The sequence below is a fragment of the Kurthia gibsonii genome, assembly GCF_006539985.1.
Classification (GTDB): Bacteria; Bacillota; Bacilli; order Bacillales_A; family Planococcaceae; genus Kurthia; species Kurthia gibsonii.
This window is the reverse complement of the sequence record NZ_BJOB01000024.1, coordinates 1-20,434: the sequence shown is the minus strand read 5'-3', so window position 1 is coordinate 20,434 and position 20,434 is coordinate 1. Positions and strand designations below refer to the sequence as shown.

Here is a 20,434-nt window from a genome sequence, read left to right as displayed (position 1 = left end):
TTTATTAATCAATTTTTGTTGTTAAAATCGGGCCATTTTTTGTCACGATTACTGTATGTTCTAGTTGTGCTACAAATGATTTATCTGGTGTTAAAAACGCCCAACCATCTGTACCTTCAATAATATTTTCAGCTGCTTGTGAGATGAATGGTTCTACTGCGAAAACCATACCTTCTTTCATTAAAGTAGCGTCCCATGCATCATAATAGTTCAATACATATTGTGGTTCTTCATGTAATGAGTGTCCTACACCATGACCTGTTAGGTTCATAATTACTTTTAAACCATTATCATGCGCTTCACGTTCTACAGCTTTACCAATTTGATTCAATTTAGAACCTGGTTTAACCTTTGTCATAGCACGATCAAAAGCTGACTGTGCTACATCACATAATTTTTGTAATTCTGGCTTTTCAGCATCACCTACGATAAATGAAATACCTGTATCTGCATAAAAACCATCCACATGACCCGATACATCAATATTAATCATATCGCCTTCTTTTAGAGGTGTATCGTTTGGAATACCATGTGCTACGACCTCGTTTACACTAATGCATGTGAAACCTGGGAAGTCATATTCTGCTTTTGGTCCAGATACTGCACCTTTTTCTTCAAATAGTTTACCAGCTAATTCATCTAGCTCTTTTGTTGTAACGCCTGGTTTTGTCACAGCTTTCATTGCCTCGCGAATTTCTGCCATGGCACGACCCGCTTTTAATAACGCATCGATTTCTTGTTGAGTTGTTGCAATCATGTATAACGGTCCCTTCTATATAAAATTCTACTCTTAACTATATCATAATTTTTGTAGATACATATAAAAAGTCTATGCATTCTTTCATACATTCAGTAAAAGTTTTTATTTAGGTGGATATATATATAATAAAAAACGTAACGATTTCTTAGTCGCTACGTTTTTATTCTTAATACGTCTTTTGAACGAATAACTTAGGTGCTGCTCTAAACAATAGATAAATCACGACAGCTGTTAAAATAATAGCTGGAATCATATACGAGCTATTATAAACAACAGAATAAATCCACGGGTTTTGGTCGCCCGCATAACTTGCGAAGAATACTGCGCCTGCTACTGTATGTGAAATCAGTCGTAGGATTCCACCAATTGCTGTACCCACTAAAATCCAGCCAAGCATTGCGCCATCTTTTTTCTGTTTTGAAGCACGAATAACCATCGGACGGAAAACTCCAGCAATCCCGACAATTGTGAACGCAAAGAAGTAATCTAAAAATCCTTGTAATGGGGTTAAAATACTTGCACCTGTTAAAACTTGTAGTACCCCTACAATAAGACCTGTCGCAAGCCCTGGTAATGTTCCCCAACGCATCGCCATCAATACGATTGGTACCATAACTAAACTAATGGAACCACCCTGTGCCCAAATCGAAAACGATAGTTTGTCTAAAATAAAACCAATCGCCGCAAAAATGGCCACCTCAATCATCATTAATAATCTTTGTTTGTTCATCTTTATGAACCTCCATTGATTTGATGTCTTACACAATTCCTGTGGTAATCTAGATAAAAAAAACGACATCAGGACAGAGCCTGACATCGTTATATGTCGGTTTCTATCCACATTCCTACGCAAGTGTTAACTTACAGGTTCGAAGGGTTGGAGTCGAAACTCTCTCTCAGCACGTATGCACCCCTTGTGGTTTACATCATTATTTTTGAACACTCTCATTCTACTGAATTTAACGAAATATAGCAATAGCATGAAACGATTTCCATTTTTATACGTATATAAGTTATTATGAACAAAAGGGAGGGTTATCATGGAACAGAATAATCGTATTTTATCATCACTTTGTTACTTCAGTATTTTCTTTGCAGGCTTTATTTTACCGCTGATTGTTATGCTTGTTGTAAAAGATCGTGATGTAAAAAAACACGCAACACATGCACTTATTTCTCACTTGTTACTTTATGTTCCTGCAGTTATTTTCTTTATTATTTTAGCAACAATGGGTATCTTTGCATCAGCTGAAATGAGTGATTCAACAGGTGCTGCACTTGGTATAGGTGTCATTATTTTCATCATTTTCATGGCTCTATTCTCATTGGCGATTGTCATTTGGAATATCGTTCGCGGCATTCAAGTATTAAACCAAAAAAGTACAACTATGTAAGAAAAAGAAGCAGCTGAGATCATTCTCATACTGCTTCTTTTGTTATTTACTGAGTGTATTTGTAATGTCGTAGTCTGCCATTTTCTCTGTTAACCAACTTGAATATTGTGCGCTAATTTGCGCTTCAATATACGCTTCTTTTACTTTGTCTTTGACCTCTTCATACTTTGCTGTTTTTGCATCGACTGTACCTGTTACTTTGATAATATGGTAACCATAATCTGTTTTGATTGGGTCACTAATATCACCTTTTTTCATGTTGAAAGCTTGTGTCGCAAATTCTTCCACCATTTCTGATTTCGTAAAGTAGCCTAAGTCGCCACCTTTACTTTTCGTGGCAGTATCAGTTGAATATTTCTTCGCCAATTTTGCAAAGTCATCACCTGCATCTAACTCTTTTTTGATTTTTGTCGCAGTTGCTTTTTTCTCTACAAGAATGTGACTTGCCTTCACTTGCGCTGCTGTATCGAATGTAGATTGATTTTCTTTTAGATAAGCTTTTAATGTTTCGTCAGATGTATCTAAATCCTTCTCAATCATTTTAGATGCGAGTACATACGTTTTTAAATTCGCTTTAAAATCAGATTTCGACATGTTATTTGATTCAAGTGCTGATTCAAGTGCATCTGCTCCGCCGTATTGTGTTTCAACTTTTTTATATTGTGCATCTACTTCTGCATCACTTGCTGTTACTTTTTGTTTTTCTGCTTCAAGTATAATTACTTGGTCTTGAATTAATGTTTCAAGCGCTGCACTACCATATTGTTTATTTAAAACATTATTCAGTTGCTGTTGTGTGATTTTCGTATCGCCTACTTTTGCGACATATCCTGTTTTGGCTGTTGCATAATATACACCACTTCCAACAACTAAAACAAAGATGATAGCGATTGCCCAGATCATTCTCTTTTTCATCTATTTGACACTCCTTATTTTTGAACTATCTTCACTATAAAGAAGGAATGTGTCAACGAGATGTCATGCTTCATTTCTTTTCAGTTCAATCACAAAACACGTACCTTGTTCATCGCTATGCACTAAACGTAAGTCACCTTGCATCGACTGAGCCATCATTTTACTAAGTGGTAATCCCAACCCTAATCCACGAATTGCATATTTTTTATTTTCTCCTCGATAAAAGCGGTCAAAAATAAATGGTTGTTCTTCTTTTGGAATACCACTTCCCTCGTCTTGAACAAAAATACGCACTTTTTCTTTATCTGCTTGTAGACGAATATGAATCTGACCTTGTTCATGCATTGCTTGTGCTGCATTCGTCCATAAATTCGTACAAATCTGTTGGAAACGTATAGGATCAATTGAGAGGTGAATTGGTTCTACATGTTCATCTAATGTAATCTGAACTTCTTCAAACTCTTGTGTCGTTTGCCATTGTTTCATTGTATTTTCTACATACGAATTGATTTCTTTTGTTTCAAATTTAAGTGGGATGGCATTGACTGCAAATGAGTTAAAGGCAAGTAAATCACCTACCATCGTTTTCATTTTCTTCGTTTCGACCATTGCCATCTGTACAAATTCACGTGCTTCCTCTCCAGTCACAACACCGTCTTTTAATGCTTGAAGTAAGCCGTCAATTGCTGTTACAGGCGTTTTTAATTCATGCGTTACACCTGCTAAAAGCTCTGTACGCATCGCTTCAAGTTGTTCAAGACGATTCGCCATCTCAGTAAATGATGTGACAAGTTCATATACTTCTCGTTCCTTTGGATGATCTGGCAGAGAGATAGCATAATTCCCTTCTTGAATTTGCTTGGCTGCTACAGCTACCTCCCGAATTGGACGAACTAATCGAGAAGTTAAATAATAGATAGCTCCAAGTCCAATGAGTGCAAGTGCTCCAATCATTAGTGCTAGTTGACCATATGCTTGATTCGAGCGCGTCATCATTTTTTCATCTTCCATAACAACAACCCAGCCTACATGCTTCTCATCCATTTCTACTTTTTTCTTCACCATATAGTAGGTTTGCGATATACCATCTAAGTCTTTTAGTGTCTGTTTTTCATCTGAAGAAGTTAGTACCTCTTTTGGAATTTTGGTAATTTTTGGTCCCATAGCACGTTCATTTAGTACATCCCCGTCTGTATTTGTTATATAGACTTTTGGTTTTATATCTTGTCTTGGGAACTTCTCAGGATCGCCAATAAAGCGATTCGGCACATCATTTGTTGGATTCTCTACATCTGTTAATTGGTTTGTTATTTGTTCTGCTAGTACTTCCATTGTATCCATGCGATACGATACGTTTGTATGACGAATCCATATGGCTGAAATAAGTGCCACAATCGCTAATCCAATGAGTAATACGAGTAAATAGCGCGTCATCCAATACGTTTGTAGTGAGATGCGTTTACGATTTTTGAACACGTAGTTGATACCCCAATCCTCGCAGTGTACGGATTTCACCCTCATCAGCTGCCCACGCTTGTAACGCCTTACGCAGTCTTTTGATTGATAGGTCGACTGCTCTGTCACTTCCATCGTAGTTCCAGCCCCACACATGCTCTAATAATTGATCACGTGTGAATGTTTGATTTGGATGTTCTGCTAAAAATAATAGTACGGATAAGTCACGTGGCGTGAGTGTCACTTCTTCTCCATGCAGGTGAATTTGATGCGCTGTTGCATCAATTTGTAAAGCTCCAAACTGCTTCACTGCATGTTGTGGTTGATTCACGCGTCTTAACACGGCTTTAATCCGCGCTACCACTTCCTCTGCTTCAAAAGGCTTGGCAATGTAGTCATCTGCGCCACCATTTAAGCCATCTAATTTAAAATGTGTGTCACCAAGTGCAGTCAACATAATCACAGGTGTTTGTGACTGCTCACGAATTTCTTTTAAAATTGTCCAACCATCTTTTCCTGGTAACATCACATCGAGTAATACAAGGTCTGGTTGAAAACGTTCAAATATAAAAAAGGCTTCACTACCTGTAAAGACTTGTTCTGTTTCAAAACCTGCTTTACGTAAATAAACCTTTAACACTTGGCTAATGGCTTGTTCATCTTCAACAATTAATACTTTCATGTTCATTCGCTCCTCATTTATTCACGTATGCTTATTTTACCCTATTTATACGTCAACTAGATGTCTACGAATAGATAAAACATTTCGCTTCTTTTTAGAGTGCGCAACGAAAAACTGGAACCGCGCCACAACACGATTCCAGTTTTTCTTATACTCATATCAAATGGTGTTTTTACACCTATAACCTAAGCTATTGTTTCTATTTATTTAAAATGCCCAATTTCCTTTACGGAAGATTGGTTCAACTGTACCATCTGCCAAAATACCATCAATATCCATCTCGCCGCTGCCAATCATGAAATCTTCATGTGTAATCGATGAGTTAATACCATGTGCGTCTAGTTCAGCCTCAGATAATTCGCTTCCACCTTCATAGCATGTTGGATATGCTGCACCAACAGCTAAATGATTTGAAGCATTCTCATCGAATAATGTATTGTAATATAAAATATTCGATGCAGAAATAGGTGATTCATGCGGTACAAGTGCTACTTCACCAAGATATTTTGAACCTTCATCTGAAGAAATCATCTCTTGTAATAAGTCTTGTCCAATCTCTGCTTCTGCTTTGACAATGACACCATCTTCAAATGCCAGTGTAAATTTATCAATAATATTTCCTTGATATACAAGTGGTTTTGTATTCGATACATAGCCATTCACACCATACTTAGAAGGTAATGTATAGACTTCTTCTGTTGGCATATTCGCTACAAATTCTGTTTTTTCTGGTGTACGACTTGAACCAGTTTGCCAAATATGTTTTTCAGGTAATTCAATCCATAAATCTGTTCCTGGTGCTGTATAGTGTAATTTTGTATAGCGTTTGGCATTTAATAAATCTGCACGTGCATGTAATTTAATCAGATGTTCTTCCCAATTTAGTACTGCATCACCTTCACCAATTCGAACTGTTTTGAAGATGGCCTCCCAAAGTGCTGGGACTTGCTCTTCTTCTGGTAAGTGAGGGAATACTTTTTTCGCCCAAGCTTTTGAAGGAATGGCGATAATTGACCATGCAATTTTGTCGTTCATTACAGCATCACGATAGTTTTCAAGTGCCTTACCTGCTGCTTTTTGATGTGTTGATAATTTATTCACAGGAACACCTGTTAATAAGTCTGGATCAGCTGCATCAATCCACAGTAATGCACCTTTACGCTCGATTAATTCATCGCGTTGTTCTGCAATCCAGCGTGGATATTTTTCAAATTCTTCTTCAGGCGCATAATCAAATAATGCGCGATCAATTGCTTCATCTGAAAAATTAACAGTTACACGTGCTGCTCCTGCTTCATATGCTTTTTTCACAACCATACGTGTAAACTCAACTGTATCTGTTGAAGTATTAATTAAAAGTGTTTGCCCCTTTTGAACGTTTGCGCCTACTTTTACAGCTAATTCTGCAAATTGCGCTAATTTTTCTTCAAAACTCATCTCATCATACCCCTTTATTTACTTATTTTTTCTTGCTTGAAAATTTTCTTCCACCTTGATTATACGGTTTTTTTGAACCATTTGCTTGTTTGGAATCACGATTGCCACCATTACCACCACGACGGTTCTGTTGTTTACGACGTAATTCTTCTGGTTTACGTGAAGCATGTGGATATTCACCCTTACCATCCATCAGCTGTCCACCTTTTAAAATACGTTCAGTCGGACGGTCTTCTAGTTCACGTGTATATTGTTTATATTCTTTTTCTTCGAATGAAGTAAGGAGTGTTAACACTTCACCACTCTTACCTGCACGACCTGTACGGCCTGAACGGTGTAAATATTGTTCACGGTTATGTGGCACATCCACATGAATTACATGTGATAAGCCCATAATATCTAAACCACGTGCCGCCACATCTGTTGCAATTAGAATACGGATTTTTCCTTTACGGAATGCTTCAAGCGCCTGTTTACGCTCTTCTTTTTTCATCTCTGCATGCAGTACAGCAATCGGTGCATTTAAATATTGTAACTTTGTTTCTTTCATTAGTAATTGGTCTAAGTTATTCACAAATGCAAGACCACGTAATCCTTCAATATGAGATAGTTTACGTAGTAATTCTGTTTTTTCACGTACGCTTACTTTCATATATGAATGAATGACTTTCCCTTGGTCTGGAATGTCTTCTGGACGTACTTTAAAGCGCTTCGGTTCAGACATTAGACGTTCGCCTACTAATTCAATCTCATCTGTAATTGTAGCTGATACAAGAGCCACTTGACGGTCATGATTTGCGCCATCAATGAATGATTTCACAATCACACGTGATTCACGTCCAAGTAATTGGTCACCTTCATCTAATACGATGTAACGCAGTTCATGTAATTTTAATTTTTTCGCACGTACTAATTCGTTTAGTCGCCCTGGTGTTCCCACTGCAATTGTTGGTTTTTTCTTCAACTTTTCGATTTGGCGCGCTGTATTTGCACCACCAATTAACGGTACAACTGTAATCGGTGTTCCAGCCGTCCAGTCACGAATAACATCTGTAATTTGCATACAAAGTTCTTGTGACGGTGCAACGATTAACGCCTGTGTATTTTTCTTTGTACCATCTACTTGTTGAAGGATTGGCAAGACATACGCTAATGTTTTCCCTGTTCCTGTTGGCGATTCAGCAATTACGTCATGTCCAGCTAACATCGCTGGAATCATCTCATCTTGAATCGGCATTGTTTTTTCAAATTTCCATTTTGCTTGTAAATCTTCATTTAATTGTGTTAAAAAAGTCATTTTAACGCCACCTTCTTTCATCTTCTTTAATTAAAACATAAATTTTCGCTATGTGAGCATCTGTTTTATACAAAATTCCTACGTTTCCATGAATTCAAGTTGCAAGAAGAAGGAGAAACCACATATACACTGTGATTCCTCCCTCTCTGATGCTTATTTATACATGTTCATATCCACATACTTCAATCGCACGATCTGCTAATGTTACCATCGCATCCACGTAACGTGAATCTTGGTCCAATGCAAAATCACGATTGACAATGGATAATTCAGTGCATCCTAATACAATATGGTCACAGCCCTCTGCAAACATTGCATCTTCAATACGCTGCCACATCTCTCTCGAAATGCTGCGCCCAGCCTTTATATACTCATAAATAATTTCCATTAATACATCTTGTAACGCATCATTTGGAACGATTGGCTCAATCCCTTGTTCGCGTAAAGCATTTTGATATAAATTCGTTGAAAGTGTTCCTTTTGTTCCAAGGACACCTACTTTTTTTGCACCGAGATTTTTCACTTTTTGTGCAGTTTCACGAATCATATGCAAAATCGGTACGGCTGTGTCTTTTGCTAAATCGTCATAAAAATAATGTGCTGTATTACAAGGAATGCAGATTACATCTACACCCATTCCGACTAATTTCCCCGCATCTTGTACCATGACAGGAAGCGGGTTGGGTTTTGTATGATCTAAAATATAAGCTGTACGATCAGGTATTCTCGTATCATTATCAATGATACAATGCATATGCTCTTGGTCTGTCGAAGCTTTCGTTCTTCGGACAATCATCTCCCCTAACAACATCGTTGCTAATGGACCTACACCACCAATAATACCTAATGTTTTCTTAGTCATAGATTAAGACAAGCCCTTCTTATTAAAGTATTTTTTATATTTGCGGTAATAGTTCAGACTGTTTAATGTCAGTTTTGCGTAGCGTGTTACATTCATATCTTCCTTATAGAATAATGAATTCGTTACTTTACCTTCTTTAATGAGTTGACGTGCTTTTGCTTTCAACTCTGGGTTTTGTGCATATTTGAATAATACCCCGTTCGGAATAACCGTCCATAAATGCTCATTATCTGCATAGACTAAATCTTGTTTTTTACCAAGCATGTAGTCATCTGCTACATATTGCATTAAGTTATAGCCAGCTGCTGTCACATAGTAACTTGAGCGACCATTTCGTAAGTTAATTTCGAATAATTTATATTTACCATCGCGGTAATCATATTTCATATCGAAGTTGGCAATACCTTCAAAACCGATATCTTCTAAGAAGAACTTCACTTGATCCATTAACTCTTTATCATATGTTGTAATAATTGCTGCGTAACTACCGATTCCTTCAGGTGAATGTTCCTCAAGAATTGGATTACCTAAACACATTAATTTCGCTTTACCATCTGTTCCAATATACGCATTTAATACACGCATATATGAGTCGTCACCAGGAATGAATTCTTGTACAATCATCGCATCTTGGTAAGACGATGCATAGATTGCTTTTAAAATCGCAGTTTTTTCAGCCTCATCTTGTGCAACGAATACTTTTTTCTTACCTGGGAAAGAACAAGCCCAGTATTCCACTGAATTCGATGCTTTTAAAATGATTGGATATTGAATATCTGGCGAGAAGTTCTCGTAGTTTTCAGCTGTAACGATATCTGTCTTCGGATAGCTGAAATTATACTTTTCACACATCTCGTAGAAATTCTCTTTTAAGAGAATTTGATCCATTAATTCTTCATTAATGTAAGGCACCGTAAAGTCTTTTACAAGCTCATCTTTATTTTTAATAATGAGTTTTACATAATCATCACCGCAACCCATTAATAATAAATTTTGCCCTGCAAATTTCTTCGCAGTACGTTGCATAATTGCTAAAAAGTCTTCTTTTAACTTTGGTTCTTCGTAGAAGTCTAAAATACGACTATTTTGTGTTGGTGTTAAATGTGCACGTCCAATAACGACGGATTTAATTCCATATGCTTCGTAAAAAGCACGTGCCATTCCATAGGCATTCATGTCGGAACCTATTAAAATGGGTAAAAATGATTGCTCTGCCACTTGTTCATCATCTGCCTTATCTTTATTTTTCAAGCACAATTGCTTGTGATTTCATCTCTTTAAAACTTTTAAAAAAGTCTTCTTCATTATGGACGACATATCCTTTTAATGGATCCATTACAATTACTTTTCCATCTTGATAGCCTGTCACAACAACAACATGTAAATTACGATACATTTCGATGCGATGATCTGTTCCTTTAATCGTCCACCCTTGTTTCATTTGCGGTGGTGTTAAATCAAGTGTCACCCATGTAATGACCGGAATTCCTTTATTTACTTTATCCAAAATTTGTTCTTTTGAAGCACCTGTCATGTTACGAACTTTTAATGCTGTTTTTGTTTGCTTAATGTAATTTTGTGCTGCTTTTTCAATTACAGGCGCAAAAGCATACATACCGTCCGTCTCGCTTGCAGGGTTTCCAGCATATTTTTTCGCTGGATCAGGACCAATCCAAACACCATTTGCTCGCACAAGTGGCCCTTTTGGTAAATATTTTTTCTCCATGACTTCTTTTGTCACATTGGCTCCGTAAAATTGTAGAACTGCTGTTAATGCTGTAATTTCACAACCATGTGGAAAAACAGGCTTTTGCAAAACAACAGGTACATTGGCTCCTTTGTGATTACGTACATAGTACGTTTCTAAACGAATATAACTTGTTGATTCTTCTACTTTGACAAGTTGAGCAATCCCTTCGCTCTCACTCTCATAAATAGAAGACGGTGTAAAGAGATACTTCTTACCGTCTTTTAAACCATAGATATCCACTTCTCCATTGGCATCTGCTGTTTTTTCCATAACCAACTCATTCGTATTCGCGTCACGAATGTTCACTTTCATATTAGGGATAGGCGTCCCGCTTCCGAACTCCACAATCAATATTTTAATCGCTTTTTCTGATTGCTCATCTTTTGCAGGAAAAATGCTCGTACATCCACCTAATAATGCACTAAGTAATAAAATGCAAAAGAGGAGCAAAGACAAACTGACTTTACTTCTCTTAAACAATGTCATTAGCTCCCTCAATCAGATTATCCGAAATATTGGTTATACCATACAAGGAATACATAGATTGACCAAATTTTGCGTTGGTTTTTCGCTTTTCCTTCATAATGATCTGTTAACAATTGTACAATCGCTTTTTGATCGAAGAATTTCGCTGCTGTATCTGATTCGAATGTTGCTTTAATTTGGTTATAGTATTTTTCCTCTTGCATCCATAGACGAATTGGCACTGGGAAACCAATCTTTTTACGTTTTGCCCACTCTTGTGGTAACGCACGTTCAGATGCTTTACGGAATGCGTATTTTGTATTTTCTTCATTGATACGGTAACGTGCAGGTACTTTTGAAGCGACACGCATAATTTCGCGATCTAAGAATGGTACACGTAGCTCAATTGAATGTGCCATTGACATTTTATCTGCTTTTAATAGAATGTCATCCACTAGCCATAAGTTTAAGTCTAGTAATTGTTTTTTCGTTAAATCATCTTCGTTTGGATTTTTACGATAAACAGGCATAACGATTTCTTCAACTGTTGGCGCATCTAAGAATTCTGGTTTTAAGATTGCTGCTGACTCATCTTCTTCGAAAATGTGTGCTTGTCCGATGAATGTTTTTTCAACAGGTAAGCCACCCTTCATTAAGAAGTGTTTACCGCGTACTTCTGGTAATGCTTCTGCTACTTTACCAATTGGTTTACGGATGAATCCTGGTACTTTTTTATATTTACGCATCGTTGGTGAATCATCGTATTCTTCGTAACCACCGAATAATTCATCTGCTCCTTCACCTGAAAGAACAACTGTCACATGTTTACGCGCTAGTTCTGCTAAGAAATAAAGTGGTACGATTGATGGGTTTGAATGTGGTTCATCCATCATGTACTGAATATCACCAATTTTATTGAAGCATTCTTCTGGATCTAATACTTCACTTACGTTTTCAATGCCTAATTCATCAGATAATGCTTTTGCGTTGTCTACTTCTGAGAATTTTTTCGCTGCGAAACCGACTGAGAATGTTTTATCTGGTTTTAAAACAGATGCTACATAACTAGAGTCTACGCCTGAAGATAGGAATGAACCTACTTTTACGCTCTTATCTGAGAATTCGTGTGCCTTAATGGATTCACGTACTGTATCATCAATCTCACTTACGATTTCATCTAGTGGACGCTCTTCTGGATTGAATTTTGGTTCCCAGTAGCGTGTAATTTCAACTTTACCGTTCTCATATGTCATATAATGAGCTGCTGGCATTTTGAATACGCCTTTAAAGAATGTTTCGTTTAATACAGGGAATTGGAATGTTAAGTATGGTTTTAACGCTTTTTCATTTAATGCTTTTTCGAAATGAGGGTGTGGTAAGAAACTTTTGATTTCTGAACCAAACATTAATGTACCGTTCATTTGCGCATAATAAAGTGGTTTAATACCAAACATATCACGTGCCGCAAATAATTTTTTGTTATTTTTATCCCAAATAACAAACGCAAACATGCCACGTAGTTTTTGTACTAATTTTGTACCGTATTCTTCATAACCATGAATTAATACTTCACTATCTGTATGTGTTGTAAATGTATGTCCTTTTGCAATTAAGTCTTCACGAATTGATTCAAAATTGTAAATTTCACCGTTGAAAATCAATACAAGTGAACGATCTTCGTTGTAAATTGGTTGGCTACCATGCTCTACGTCAATAATACTTAAACGACGGAAACCAAGTGCCGCCTCACCATCTGTATAAGCCCCTGCTGAGTCTGGACCACGATGAATAATTTGGTTCATCATATTTTCTAAAACTACATCTGAGTTTGCTACTTCGCCTACGAATCCTGTAAATCCACACATATATTTATATTCTCCTATCTATTACAATCAATGTCCTATTTCAATCTCTTCATTTTAACATTTTTTCTTGTATTCTTCTCGCTTTTTTTCAATTAACTTACGTGTTTTCTATACTCCTGAACAAGGATATGTAATGGAACTTGATATAGTTGTAAGTCTTTGATTTTATATACGCCAATCGCCATTAGTTGATCGATTACATCATCTTTTAATGTCTGTTTTTGTCGCTCTTGTTGTGCCATACGATCGTACTCCTTCTTCTTCAATGCTACACAATCCATACCCTCTCATCGTCTTTTCAAACGATTAAAGTCATTGAGGTTCTACCACTTGTTCGGTTTCTACGCTAATAGGACCTCAAAAAACGAAAGAAGTTGCATAAATCATGATTTTTCAGAAGAAAAAAGGCGAGATATCGTACGTTTTCATTTTATGCCTAAGTTCCCTTTCACACAACCGTTTCCCATCATTTTCTACCAATTGATTTGACGCATTTTATTTTTGTTTGAATAGTTCATTCAGATTATTAAATGCCATCACCATTTTCCCATTCACAAAGCCAATTCCTTCTGGTTCTCGCTTTGTCTGCAATGCTACTCGTTTTAGATTACCTTTCGCATCAACCACACCATATTGACCATCTGACAAAGTATAATAAAGCCCTTTTTCATACGTAAAGCCTTGAACTGGTTTTTTAACTGTTGTTCCAACTAATCCTTTTACAACGATTCTTTTCTTCGTATCCAGTACAGCTTGCTTACCTGTTAATGTAATACGATTGATATGATAACCCTCTGTTACTTTCGATACGACAGAAGCTTCACGTTCATTATGCATGTAGAGTACGTTCGGGTGAATATTAGATGGCAGTATCCATGACTGCTTCACACGCAATGTTTTTTCATCGATTTTGTACATTTGATAGTTTTTCTTACCTGAAATATCTGCAACGACATAAATTGAACCTTTATAATTAGAAATCGCTTGTCCATGTCCTATCACAAGACGCGTACTTTTCTTTACTAGTTTTCCTGTTGAATAATAGTGATAAATATAGCCATATGTTGTTTTGTCATCTGTCGCATAGCTCACATAAATATCCTTTTTCGCATTGATTGTAAAACCTTGTAGACTACGAATCGCATTTGGCGCAACCTTCCCTGCTGGATCTCGATAAGGATAAAACCAAGTTTTCATCACTTGTTTATTCGAAAAAGTAATGGTGTTTGTTTTAACTGTTACGTTCTTTTCAAATGCGACCGTAAGGCAGCTTAAAAATAAAAGTAGAATAAGTATGTATTTTTTCATGTTGTAGCTCCTAGTTGTTTTTTATAATATCGACAACATGAATAGAAAATAGATAAAAAAACACCAAAACCCAATTGCGTTTTGGTGTCATCATTTATGCTTTTGTATCTTCGCGGTATTGCATTGTCAAACCACGTAAAAAGTTACGGGCGAAACGGTCGCCACAAGCTTTATAGTTACGATGTGTTGGATTACGTAAAATCGCACCTAACTCACCTTTTGATACACTTACGCCACCATCATATAGTGTGTCGAGTACATCTTCACTTGTCATCGATAATGCGATTTTCACTTTTTTAATTAGCATATTATTCGCATGATCTTTCACTGCTTCTACTTTTGGCTTTTCTTGACCTGGCTTTGGCTTTTGTGGTCCACGTTTGAATGTAATTAAGCCATTTAAAAAGGCTTCTAACATATCATTCGTTACCTCAATATAACCTGCTGGTGGTGCTTCATCTTCTTGCACCTTTTTCAGCATATTTAAGATGTCATCCTTCGTGTACTTCATACCGCCTAAGCGGAACATCTCTACTACATCTGTATTTTTAATATCTAACGCATAACGTAGACGAATTAAAATATCGTTATTTGTCATGTTAAACCTCCTACAATCTTTACTTCAATAGTTTAACATTGAACGACGAGAAAGGCGAATAGACATTAGTGTTGTTTACGATTTTGGATTAGTTCATTTAATTCATTAATTTTTCTTTTTGTACTCATATAAATAAAAAACCAAGTGACTAAATAAATAGTGCCTACTTTCCCAATTAATACAAACCAACTTTTCGATTCTGAAGGATTGTACCATCCTGCAAAATAGCCACTAATAGATACACATAAAATTACAAAAAGAAAATGGCTCGTGAATTGATAAAAAAGAGGAATTTTTTCAACTTGAAAAATAGTAGCAGCAAAACCAATCACTATCCCCATAGTTCCAGAGACCATCATTTGATTAAACAATTCGTGTCCTGCAATTGCTTCATCCACCTGTGAAATACTTAAAGCAACCATAAAATAAGAAATACTTAAGCCGATTAACATACCTAACAAACCATTTTGAATCATTCTCATACCATATTCCCTCCAATACCTAACCGATCTTTTAACTCACGTAAATATTTGCGACTGATTGGGTAACAGACTTCGTTCTCTAAATAAAGATTTGTAGTTCCTAATAAACCAACGCGTATACATTGAATATACTGTAAATTGACTAGAGTAGATTTATTAACTCTGACAAACTCTTTATATAGTAGACTTTCAAACTCATATAACTTCTTTTTAACTTGATAATCTTCTAACTCAGTTTGTACATAGACTTTTCCATCCTCTGTAAAAATAGAAAAAATATCTTCTATTTTTAACATATGCACTTCTTGTTCTCTATAACCCGCTATCATTTTCATCTTAGGTGTTTTTAAAGATTCTACTAGCTTTTCTACTTCTTCTGAATAATTAGCTGCATGGATATGCACTTCTATATCTTCAATTTTTTCATCAATTGTTACCACAAACTTCACCACCACTTCCCCCCTTACTATTTCAACAATACCATGTGATGAATCGATTCCTTTATCTTTTACTCTAACAGGTTAATTTCGAATCGTAACTAGTTATATTTCGCAATTATGTTGTATAAAAAAAGAACCTCACAATGGAGATTCTTCTTTCAAAACGTATTTCTCCAACAGATGTTTCGGGATATGGCAGTAGTCATCTGGACAACGCGCAAGGCGGTCTTGGTGTTCTTCTGCACTGCGCACATAATTCGTCAGTGGCTTCACTTCTACTGCGATTTTTGCATGGTCCAAACGTGCATCAATGAATGCTCTCGCTTCTTCCAAATGCTTCGCCTCTGTACTATATAATCCTGTACGATACTTTTCACCAACGTCGATTCCTTGTTTATTGACGCTATACGGATCAATCACTTCGAATAAATATCCCATCAATTGTGTGACTGTCACTACCTGTTCATCAAATGTAACACGTACACATTCTGCATAACCGTCATATGCACCTTCTAATGTCGAGTTTGTGCCATTTGCACGCCCTGCTTCTGTCTCAAATACACCCGGTAATGTTTTAAAAAATGCTTGGACACCCCATAGACATCCACCAGCTACATAAACTGTTTCCATCTCACCACAACCCCTCTATGTAAAAAGGCTAGGAAAAGTCCCAGCCACTAAATTATTTTTCTAATGCGATTTGAATATGCGCTAAATGATGTTCTTCATGCCATGCCAACTTCGCCATCTTCGTTGAGACGAGAATCTCACCATTTTGTTCATGGATAAATGAACGATTCAGTTGATCTTCTGTAAGTGTTTGACCTAATGCGATAATACGCCCATTAATTCCTTCTAACATGCGAATCGAATATTCCACAGGTACTTCTGTATCTGGTGTAATCGCCCATTCTTCTTCTAAAAAGGCTGGAACTGTCGGACAATCATCTGTCAGTGCCAACTTTAGACGTTGATACATATTTAATTGTGAATCTGCAATGTGATGAACAAGTTGACGGACATTCCATGCACCCTCACGATACGTTTTTTCAAGTTCTTCATCACTTAATCCGTCTACTACATTTCGTAGACGGTCTGTGTACGTATCCATCTGTTCAAGCCACCCTTGGACATCTTCAAACGTTACTTTTTCTGGTACTTGTAATTGACCAATTGGATATTTTACATCCATATGCCATCTCTCCTTTGATGTATAAAACTACTTTATCACATCATACCTACTTTTGATTTTGGAGTACAAATTATACGTGCATGAAATCAGAGAAATTTAGAATCAACCAACATTTTTTCGTCTTTTTTTCGATAAAAAACGAACAAAATAACCCTTTTGCACTAAATTAGGCTTGATTTTTTCAAAATAAAAAACTTCGACATGTTGCCATGTCGAAGCCATTTTTGATTAATTCGCAAGCTGTGTTGCTGGTGTTGTACTTCCTTTTTTCAATGTTAACATCATAACGAATGAGATAATGTATAAGCCCGCTAAATAAAGCATCGCCATCTTCATATCGTAATTTTGTAAGATGTAACCGACTAAGATTGGTGAGAAACCACCAACTGCACGACCGAAGTTGAAGATTGTATTCGTCGCTGTACTGCGGATTTCGGTTGGATATAGACCGCCGATTAATGCACCGTATCCTGCAAACATACCATTTGAGAAGAAACCGACGATGGCTCCACCGATTAATACACCGGCACTACCTGTCGCATATGCGTAAATAAACACTGCACACGCTGATGCTAGTAAGAAAATCCCGAAAGCACGTTTTGTACCGAAACGGTCTAAGAACTGACCAAATGTTAACATACCGATAATCATGCCGACTGCTGTACTAATCGTCCAAAGTGCTGAACCTGATACCGATAAGCCTTGTGATTGTTGTAACATCGACGGTAACCAAATCATTAAACCGTTATAACCAGCGATTTGTACTGTCGCCATAATCATTAATGCAATCGTTGTAAATGTTGTTTTTGATGAGTTAAATAACTGACCTAATTTATTTTCCTCTCGTTTGTTACTCGCTTTTTTCAATTTTTGAGCTTCTAACCACTCTGGTGACTCGTCTAAATTTTTACGTACGATGAAAGCGAAAATAACGGGAACTACACCTACGAAGAATAGTGCGCGCCAACCTAATGTTGGTAAGATGACTGCACTTAGTAATGCCGCTAAAATAACACCGTACTGCGCACCAACACTTACATAAGAAGATGCACGACCTTGTTTATTTTTTGGCCAAGCTTCTGCAACAAGTGCCATACCAATACCGTACTCACCACCTGCACCAAGACCAGCGATGAAGCGGAATAAGTACACTTGTTCAATATTTGTCGCAAGACCTGTTAAAGCTGTTCCTACTGCGAACAGTAGAACTGTATATGTGAAAACTTTGACACGACCATATTTATCAGCTAATACTCCGAATAGAATACCACCGATTAACATGCCGATGTTTGTGATGGATGAAATCAATCCACCTGTTGCTAAATCAATGTGAAACTCTGCGATAATCATCGTCATCGCAAATGAGATGAACATAATGTCCATACCTTCTAAAGTCAAACCTGCGACCGACGCAACGACGGTCTTTTTACGATAGTCCATTTCAAAATCCTCCAATGTTCTCTAAGATGTAACCGAGCTCTTTTATGATGAATGGATGATGAAAAAGACTCCATTCTCCTTTTGGGCCTCACAGGACCACTTTTAAAAGAGTGACGTAACTTTTAGCACATAAAAATGCCCTTCTCGTCCAAAAGTAGACAAAAAGGGCATGAATAAACAAAGACATCTAAAAATGTAGACAGTTCGCTCTCAAGTTGTTCCCTTTTCAGTCTCTCTGGACTGTTCTTAAAGGTGTGCTATTTCAAATAGTAATTCTAGCAAACTTGAAATCAATGTACAATAAAAATTTTCACTTAAAACGATTTTTTTAAGTCATTAAATCCATCATTCTACAAATCAATCGCTTCGCCGCCTGTTACACCATAAATTTGTCCTGTAATGTAGCTGCCTTCATCAGAAGCAAATAATACATATACAGGTGCCAACTCTACAGGTTGTCCTGCGCGACCAAGTAATGTATCTTGACCAAAATTTGGAATCGTTCCTTCTAATTGACCATGATCTAATTGAAGTGGTGTCCAAATTGGTCCTGGTGCTACACCATTTACACGAATCCCTTTTGGCGCAAAATAACTGGATAAGTTCAAAGTAAAATTCGCAATCGCAGCTTTCGTCCCTGCATAATCCATTAAATGCGTAGAAGGATTAAACGCTTGTACAGATGTCGTCGTAACAATGGCGCTTCCAGGTTCTAAATGTGGTTCAGCTGCTTTCACTGTTTCATACATGCTAATCACATTCACTTTATACGTATCTTCTACCTGTTTGATGTGTAAATCCTGCAGGCTCTCTTGTGCAATTTGCTGTGCCGCATTTAATACAAGAATATCGACACCCCCAAATGCCTCGACTGTCTTTTCGACAACCTCAGAAGCAGCCGCATCTTCACGTAAATCATACGGCAGTAAAAGTGCCTTCTGACCTTCTTGTTCGATAATTTCCTTTACCTCATGCGCATCTACTTCTTCACCTGGGAAGTATTGAATCGCTACATTTGCTCCCTCGCGCGCATACGCAATCGCCGCTGCACGACCAATACCCGAATCGCCTCCTGTAACGAGCGCATTTCGCCCCTTCAAACGACCATAACCTTTATAAGACGTCTCACCACAATCCGGCATCGGCTTCATCTTTTGCTGTAAAGCAGGCGTATCCTGCTCTTGCTCTGGAAACCCCTTATTCGAAAACTTCTTACGCGGATCAATTAAATGTTCGTTCTTCATACTCACTCATCCTCTCCCATTTTATCGGTCAATTCATGCTATACACACCTACAATTTTTCCCTTTTGAAAAAGGATTAAACGGATGATAGGCAGATTGAACGATTTTTACTAGAGAAAGACATGAAAAAACGCCAGAAGAACTAGCCTCTGGCGTGGTGGCAAAAATTAAATGGTGGCATTTCGACGTGCATTTTCTAAGCACTGTACAAATGAATCCCACTGCTTTGGAATTCTTGATGCCCATGCTTTTCAATTCGTTCGAAAGGTGTGTCGATTTGCAGTGACCACATCGTACCATCAAGAACATGCTCCATGATATATTCGTCTGACCAATTCAGTACGTCAAGCTGTATTAATCGCTTTCGAATACGCTTTAATTCTGTTTCTTTCAGCACATCAATTTTATCTATGCTATATGCAATACGATTTTCATTTTTCCCTGACCAACAAGCACTTGATCTTGCACTTTTTGATTATGTCCATTGGTTTAATAATATTAGAATACATGAATCATTAGATTATTTAACACCTACTGAATATAAGTTGATGCACTCTAAATAATTTGTACAGTTTAGAGTTGACATTCCAAGGTATATTTTATTATGCTTGTAAACAATACTTAGAATGAAGTGTTACTTTATGGAAGAGGAGATATTTTATCTCATTAAAAAAAGGGATATCATGGACACTTTGTTCTATTGTACCATTTTGTACAATTAGTTCATTATAATATATATATTATAATATATATGATTTAATTGTTGTCTTAAGTATTTATTGTTGTCTTAAGTATTTATTGTTGTCTTAAGTATTTATTGTTGTCTTAAGTATTTATTGTTGTCTTAAG

At 36.9% G+C, this 20,434-nt stretch carries 22 protein-coding genes, 1 pseudogene and 1 riboswitch; of the genes and pseudogenes, 2 read left to right on the top strand and 21 right to left on the bottom strand.

Going from position 1 to position 20,434, the window contains the following annotated elements:
- Positions 1-4 precede the first annotated feature (4 nt).
- Positions 5-757, bottom strand: a complete 753-nt coding sequence (gene map / locus KGI01_RS08645; RefSeq protein WP_141274357.1) for a type I methionyl aminopeptidase — start codon at positions 755-757, stop codon at positions 5-7.
- 169 nt (positions 758-926) lie between these two features.
- Positions 927-1,490: an energy-coupled thiamine transporter ThiT gene (gene thiT / locus KGI01_RS08640; RefSeq protein WP_068450867.1), complete on the bottom strand. Its 564-nt coding sequence runs from the start codon at positions 1,488-1,490 to the stop codon at positions 927-929.
- Between the two features lie 95 nt (positions 1,491-1,585).
- Positions 1,586-1,685, bottom strand: a riboswitch (TPP riboswitch).
- A 115-nt stretch (positions 1,686-1,800) separates the two neighbouring features.
- Between thiT and KGI01_RS08635 the strand changes: the two genes are divergently transcribed.
- Entirely contained in the window at positions 1,801-2,154 is a 354-nt protein-coding gene (locus KGI01_RS08635; RefSeq protein WP_068450864.1) for a magnetosome magnetite crystal formation protein family, read from the top strand.
- A gap of 42 nt (positions 2,155-2,196) precedes the next feature.
- Here the strand turns inward: KGI01_RS08635 and KGI01_RS08630 are convergent, their stop codons facing one another.
- From KGI01_RS08630 to KGI01_RS08540, 19 genes are all read right to left on the bottom strand, one after another.
- Positions 2,197-3,069 (bottom strand): foldase protein PrsA, encoded by an 873-nt coding sequence (locus KGI01_RS08630; RefSeq protein ID WP_141274356.1) that lies wholly within the window; start codon positions 3,067-3,069, stop codon positions 2,197-2,199.
- 63 nt (positions 3,070-3,132) lie between these two features.
- On the bottom strand, positions 3,133-4,545 hold the full coding sequence (locus KGI01_RS08625) for a HAMP domain-containing sensor histidine kinase (RefSeq protein ID WP_141274355.1): 1,413 nt from the start codon (positions 4,543-4,545) through the stop codon (positions 3,133-3,135).
- A complete protein-coding gene (locus KGI01_RS08620; protein ID WP_141274354.1) occupies positions 4,529-5,206 on the bottom strand; it encodes a response regulator in 678 nt (225 codons plus the stop codon). The genes KGI01_RS08625 and KGI01_RS08620 overlap by 17 nt, the downstream gene beginning before the upstream one ends.
- A 207-nt stretch (positions 5,207-5,413) precedes the next feature.
- Complete coding sequence (locus tag KGI01_RS08615) at positions 5,414-6,643, bottom strand: aminopeptidase (RefSeq protein WP_068450847.1); 1,230 nt, start codon at positions 6,641-6,643, stop codon at positions 5,414-5,416.
- A gap of 22 nt (positions 6,644-6,665) precedes the next feature.
- Positions 6,666-7,940: a DEAD/DEAH box helicase gene (locus tag KGI01_RS08610; protein ID WP_082701349.1), complete on the bottom strand. Its 1,275-nt coding sequence runs from the start codon at positions 7,938-7,940 to the stop codon at positions 6,666-6,668.
- A 157-nt stretch (positions 7,941-8,097) separates the two neighbouring features.
- Positions 8,098-8,802, bottom strand: coding sequence for a cysteate racemase (gene cuyB / locus KGI01_RS08605; protein WP_087682243.1), 705 nt, complete (start codon positions 8,800-8,802; stop codon positions 8,098-8,100).
- Positions 8,803-8,805: 3 nt separating this feature from the next.
- The gene (locus tag KGI01_RS08600; RefSeq protein WP_141274369.1) at positions 8,806-9,978 is read right to left on the bottom strand and encodes a carboxylate--amine ligase; all 1,173 of its coding nucleotides are present in this window, start codon (positions 9,976-9,978) and stop codon (positions 8,806-8,808) included.
- Between the two features lie 64 nt (positions 9,979-10,042).
- A complete protein-coding gene (locus tag KGI01_RS08595) occupies positions 10,043-11,032 on the bottom strand; it encodes a C39 family peptidase (protein ID WP_170214762.1) in 990 nt (329 codons plus the stop codon).
- Positions 11,033-11,055: 23 nt separating this feature from the next.
- Positions 11,056-12,882 (bottom strand): asparagine synthase (glutamine-hydrolyzing), encoded by a 1,827-nt coding sequence (gene asnB, locus KGI01_RS08590; RefSeq protein WP_141274352.1) that lies wholly within the window; start codon positions 12,880-12,882, stop codon positions 11,056-11,058.
- 92 nt (positions 12,883-12,974) lie between these two features.
- Positions 12,975-13,124, bottom strand: coding sequence for a Fur-regulated basic protein FbpA (fbpA, locus tag KGI01_RS08585; RefSeq protein ID WP_141274351.1), 150 nt, complete (start codon positions 13,122-13,124; stop codon positions 12,975-12,977).
- Between the two features lie 253 nt (positions 13,125-13,377).
- The gene (locus KGI01_RS08580) at positions 13,378-14,190 is read right to left on the bottom strand and encodes a hypothetical protein (RefSeq protein WP_141274350.1); all 813 of its coding nucleotides are present in this window, start codon (positions 14,188-14,190) and stop codon (positions 13,378-13,380) included.
- A 94-nt stretch (positions 14,191-14,284) separates the two neighbouring features.
- On the bottom strand, positions 14,285-14,788 hold the full coding sequence (locus KGI01_RS08575; protein WP_068450836.1) for a YehS family protein: 504 nt from the start codon (positions 14,786-14,788) through the stop codon (positions 14,285-14,287).
- A 65-nt stretch (positions 14,789-14,853) separates the two neighbouring features.
- Complete coding sequence (locus KGI01_RS08570; protein WP_141274349.1) at positions 14,854-15,270, bottom strand: DUF3021 domain-containing protein; 417 nt, start codon at positions 15,268-15,270, stop codon at positions 14,854-14,856.
- Positions 15,267-15,719, bottom strand: a complete 453-nt coding sequence (locus KGI01_RS08565) for a LytTR family DNA-binding domain-containing protein (protein ID WP_068457210.1) — start codon at positions 15,717-15,719, stop codon at positions 15,267-15,269. The genes KGI01_RS08570 and KGI01_RS08565 overlap by 4 nt, the downstream gene beginning before the upstream one ends.
- Before the next feature lie 129 nt (positions 15,720-15,848).
- A complete protein-coding gene (locus KGI01_RS08560) occupies positions 15,849-16,340 on the bottom strand; it encodes a peptide-methionine (S)-S-oxide reductase (protein ID WP_141274348.1) in 492 nt (163 codons plus the stop codon).
- Positions 16,341-16,392: 52 nt separating this feature from the next.
- Positions 16,393-16,902 (bottom strand): YfiT family bacillithiol transferase, encoded by a 510-nt coding sequence (locus KGI01_RS08555; protein ID WP_141274347.1) that lies wholly within the window; start codon positions 16,900-16,902, stop codon positions 16,393-16,395.
- Positions 16,903-17,130: 228 nt separating this feature from the next.
- Positions 17,131-18,342 carry an MFS transporter gene (locus KGI01_RS08550; RefSeq protein WP_141274346.1) on the bottom strand — a complete coding sequence of 404 codons (1,212 nt, stop codon included), beginning with the start codon at positions 18,340-18,342 and terminating at the stop codon, positions 17,131-17,133.
- A 350-nt stretch (positions 18,343-18,692) separates the two neighbouring features.
- The gene (locus KGI01_RS08545) at positions 18,693-19,586 is read right to left on the bottom strand and encodes an SDR family oxidoreductase (protein WP_141274345.1); all 894 of its coding nucleotides are present in this window, start codon (positions 19,584-19,586) and stop codon (positions 18,693-18,695) included.
- A gap of 195 nt (positions 19,587-19,781) precedes the next feature.
- Entirely contained in the window at positions 19,782-19,982 is a 201-nt protein-coding gene (locus KGI01_RS08540; protein WP_141274344.1) for a hypothetical protein, read from the bottom strand.
- Positions 19,983-20,022: 40 nt separating this feature from the next.
- Between KGI01_RS08540 and KGI01_RS08535 the strand changes: the two are divergent.
- Positions 20,023-20,148, top strand: a pseudogene (locus tag KGI01_RS08535) (IS3 family transposase); the annotation flags it as partial.
- Positions 20,149-20,434: the final 286 nt, after the last annotated feature.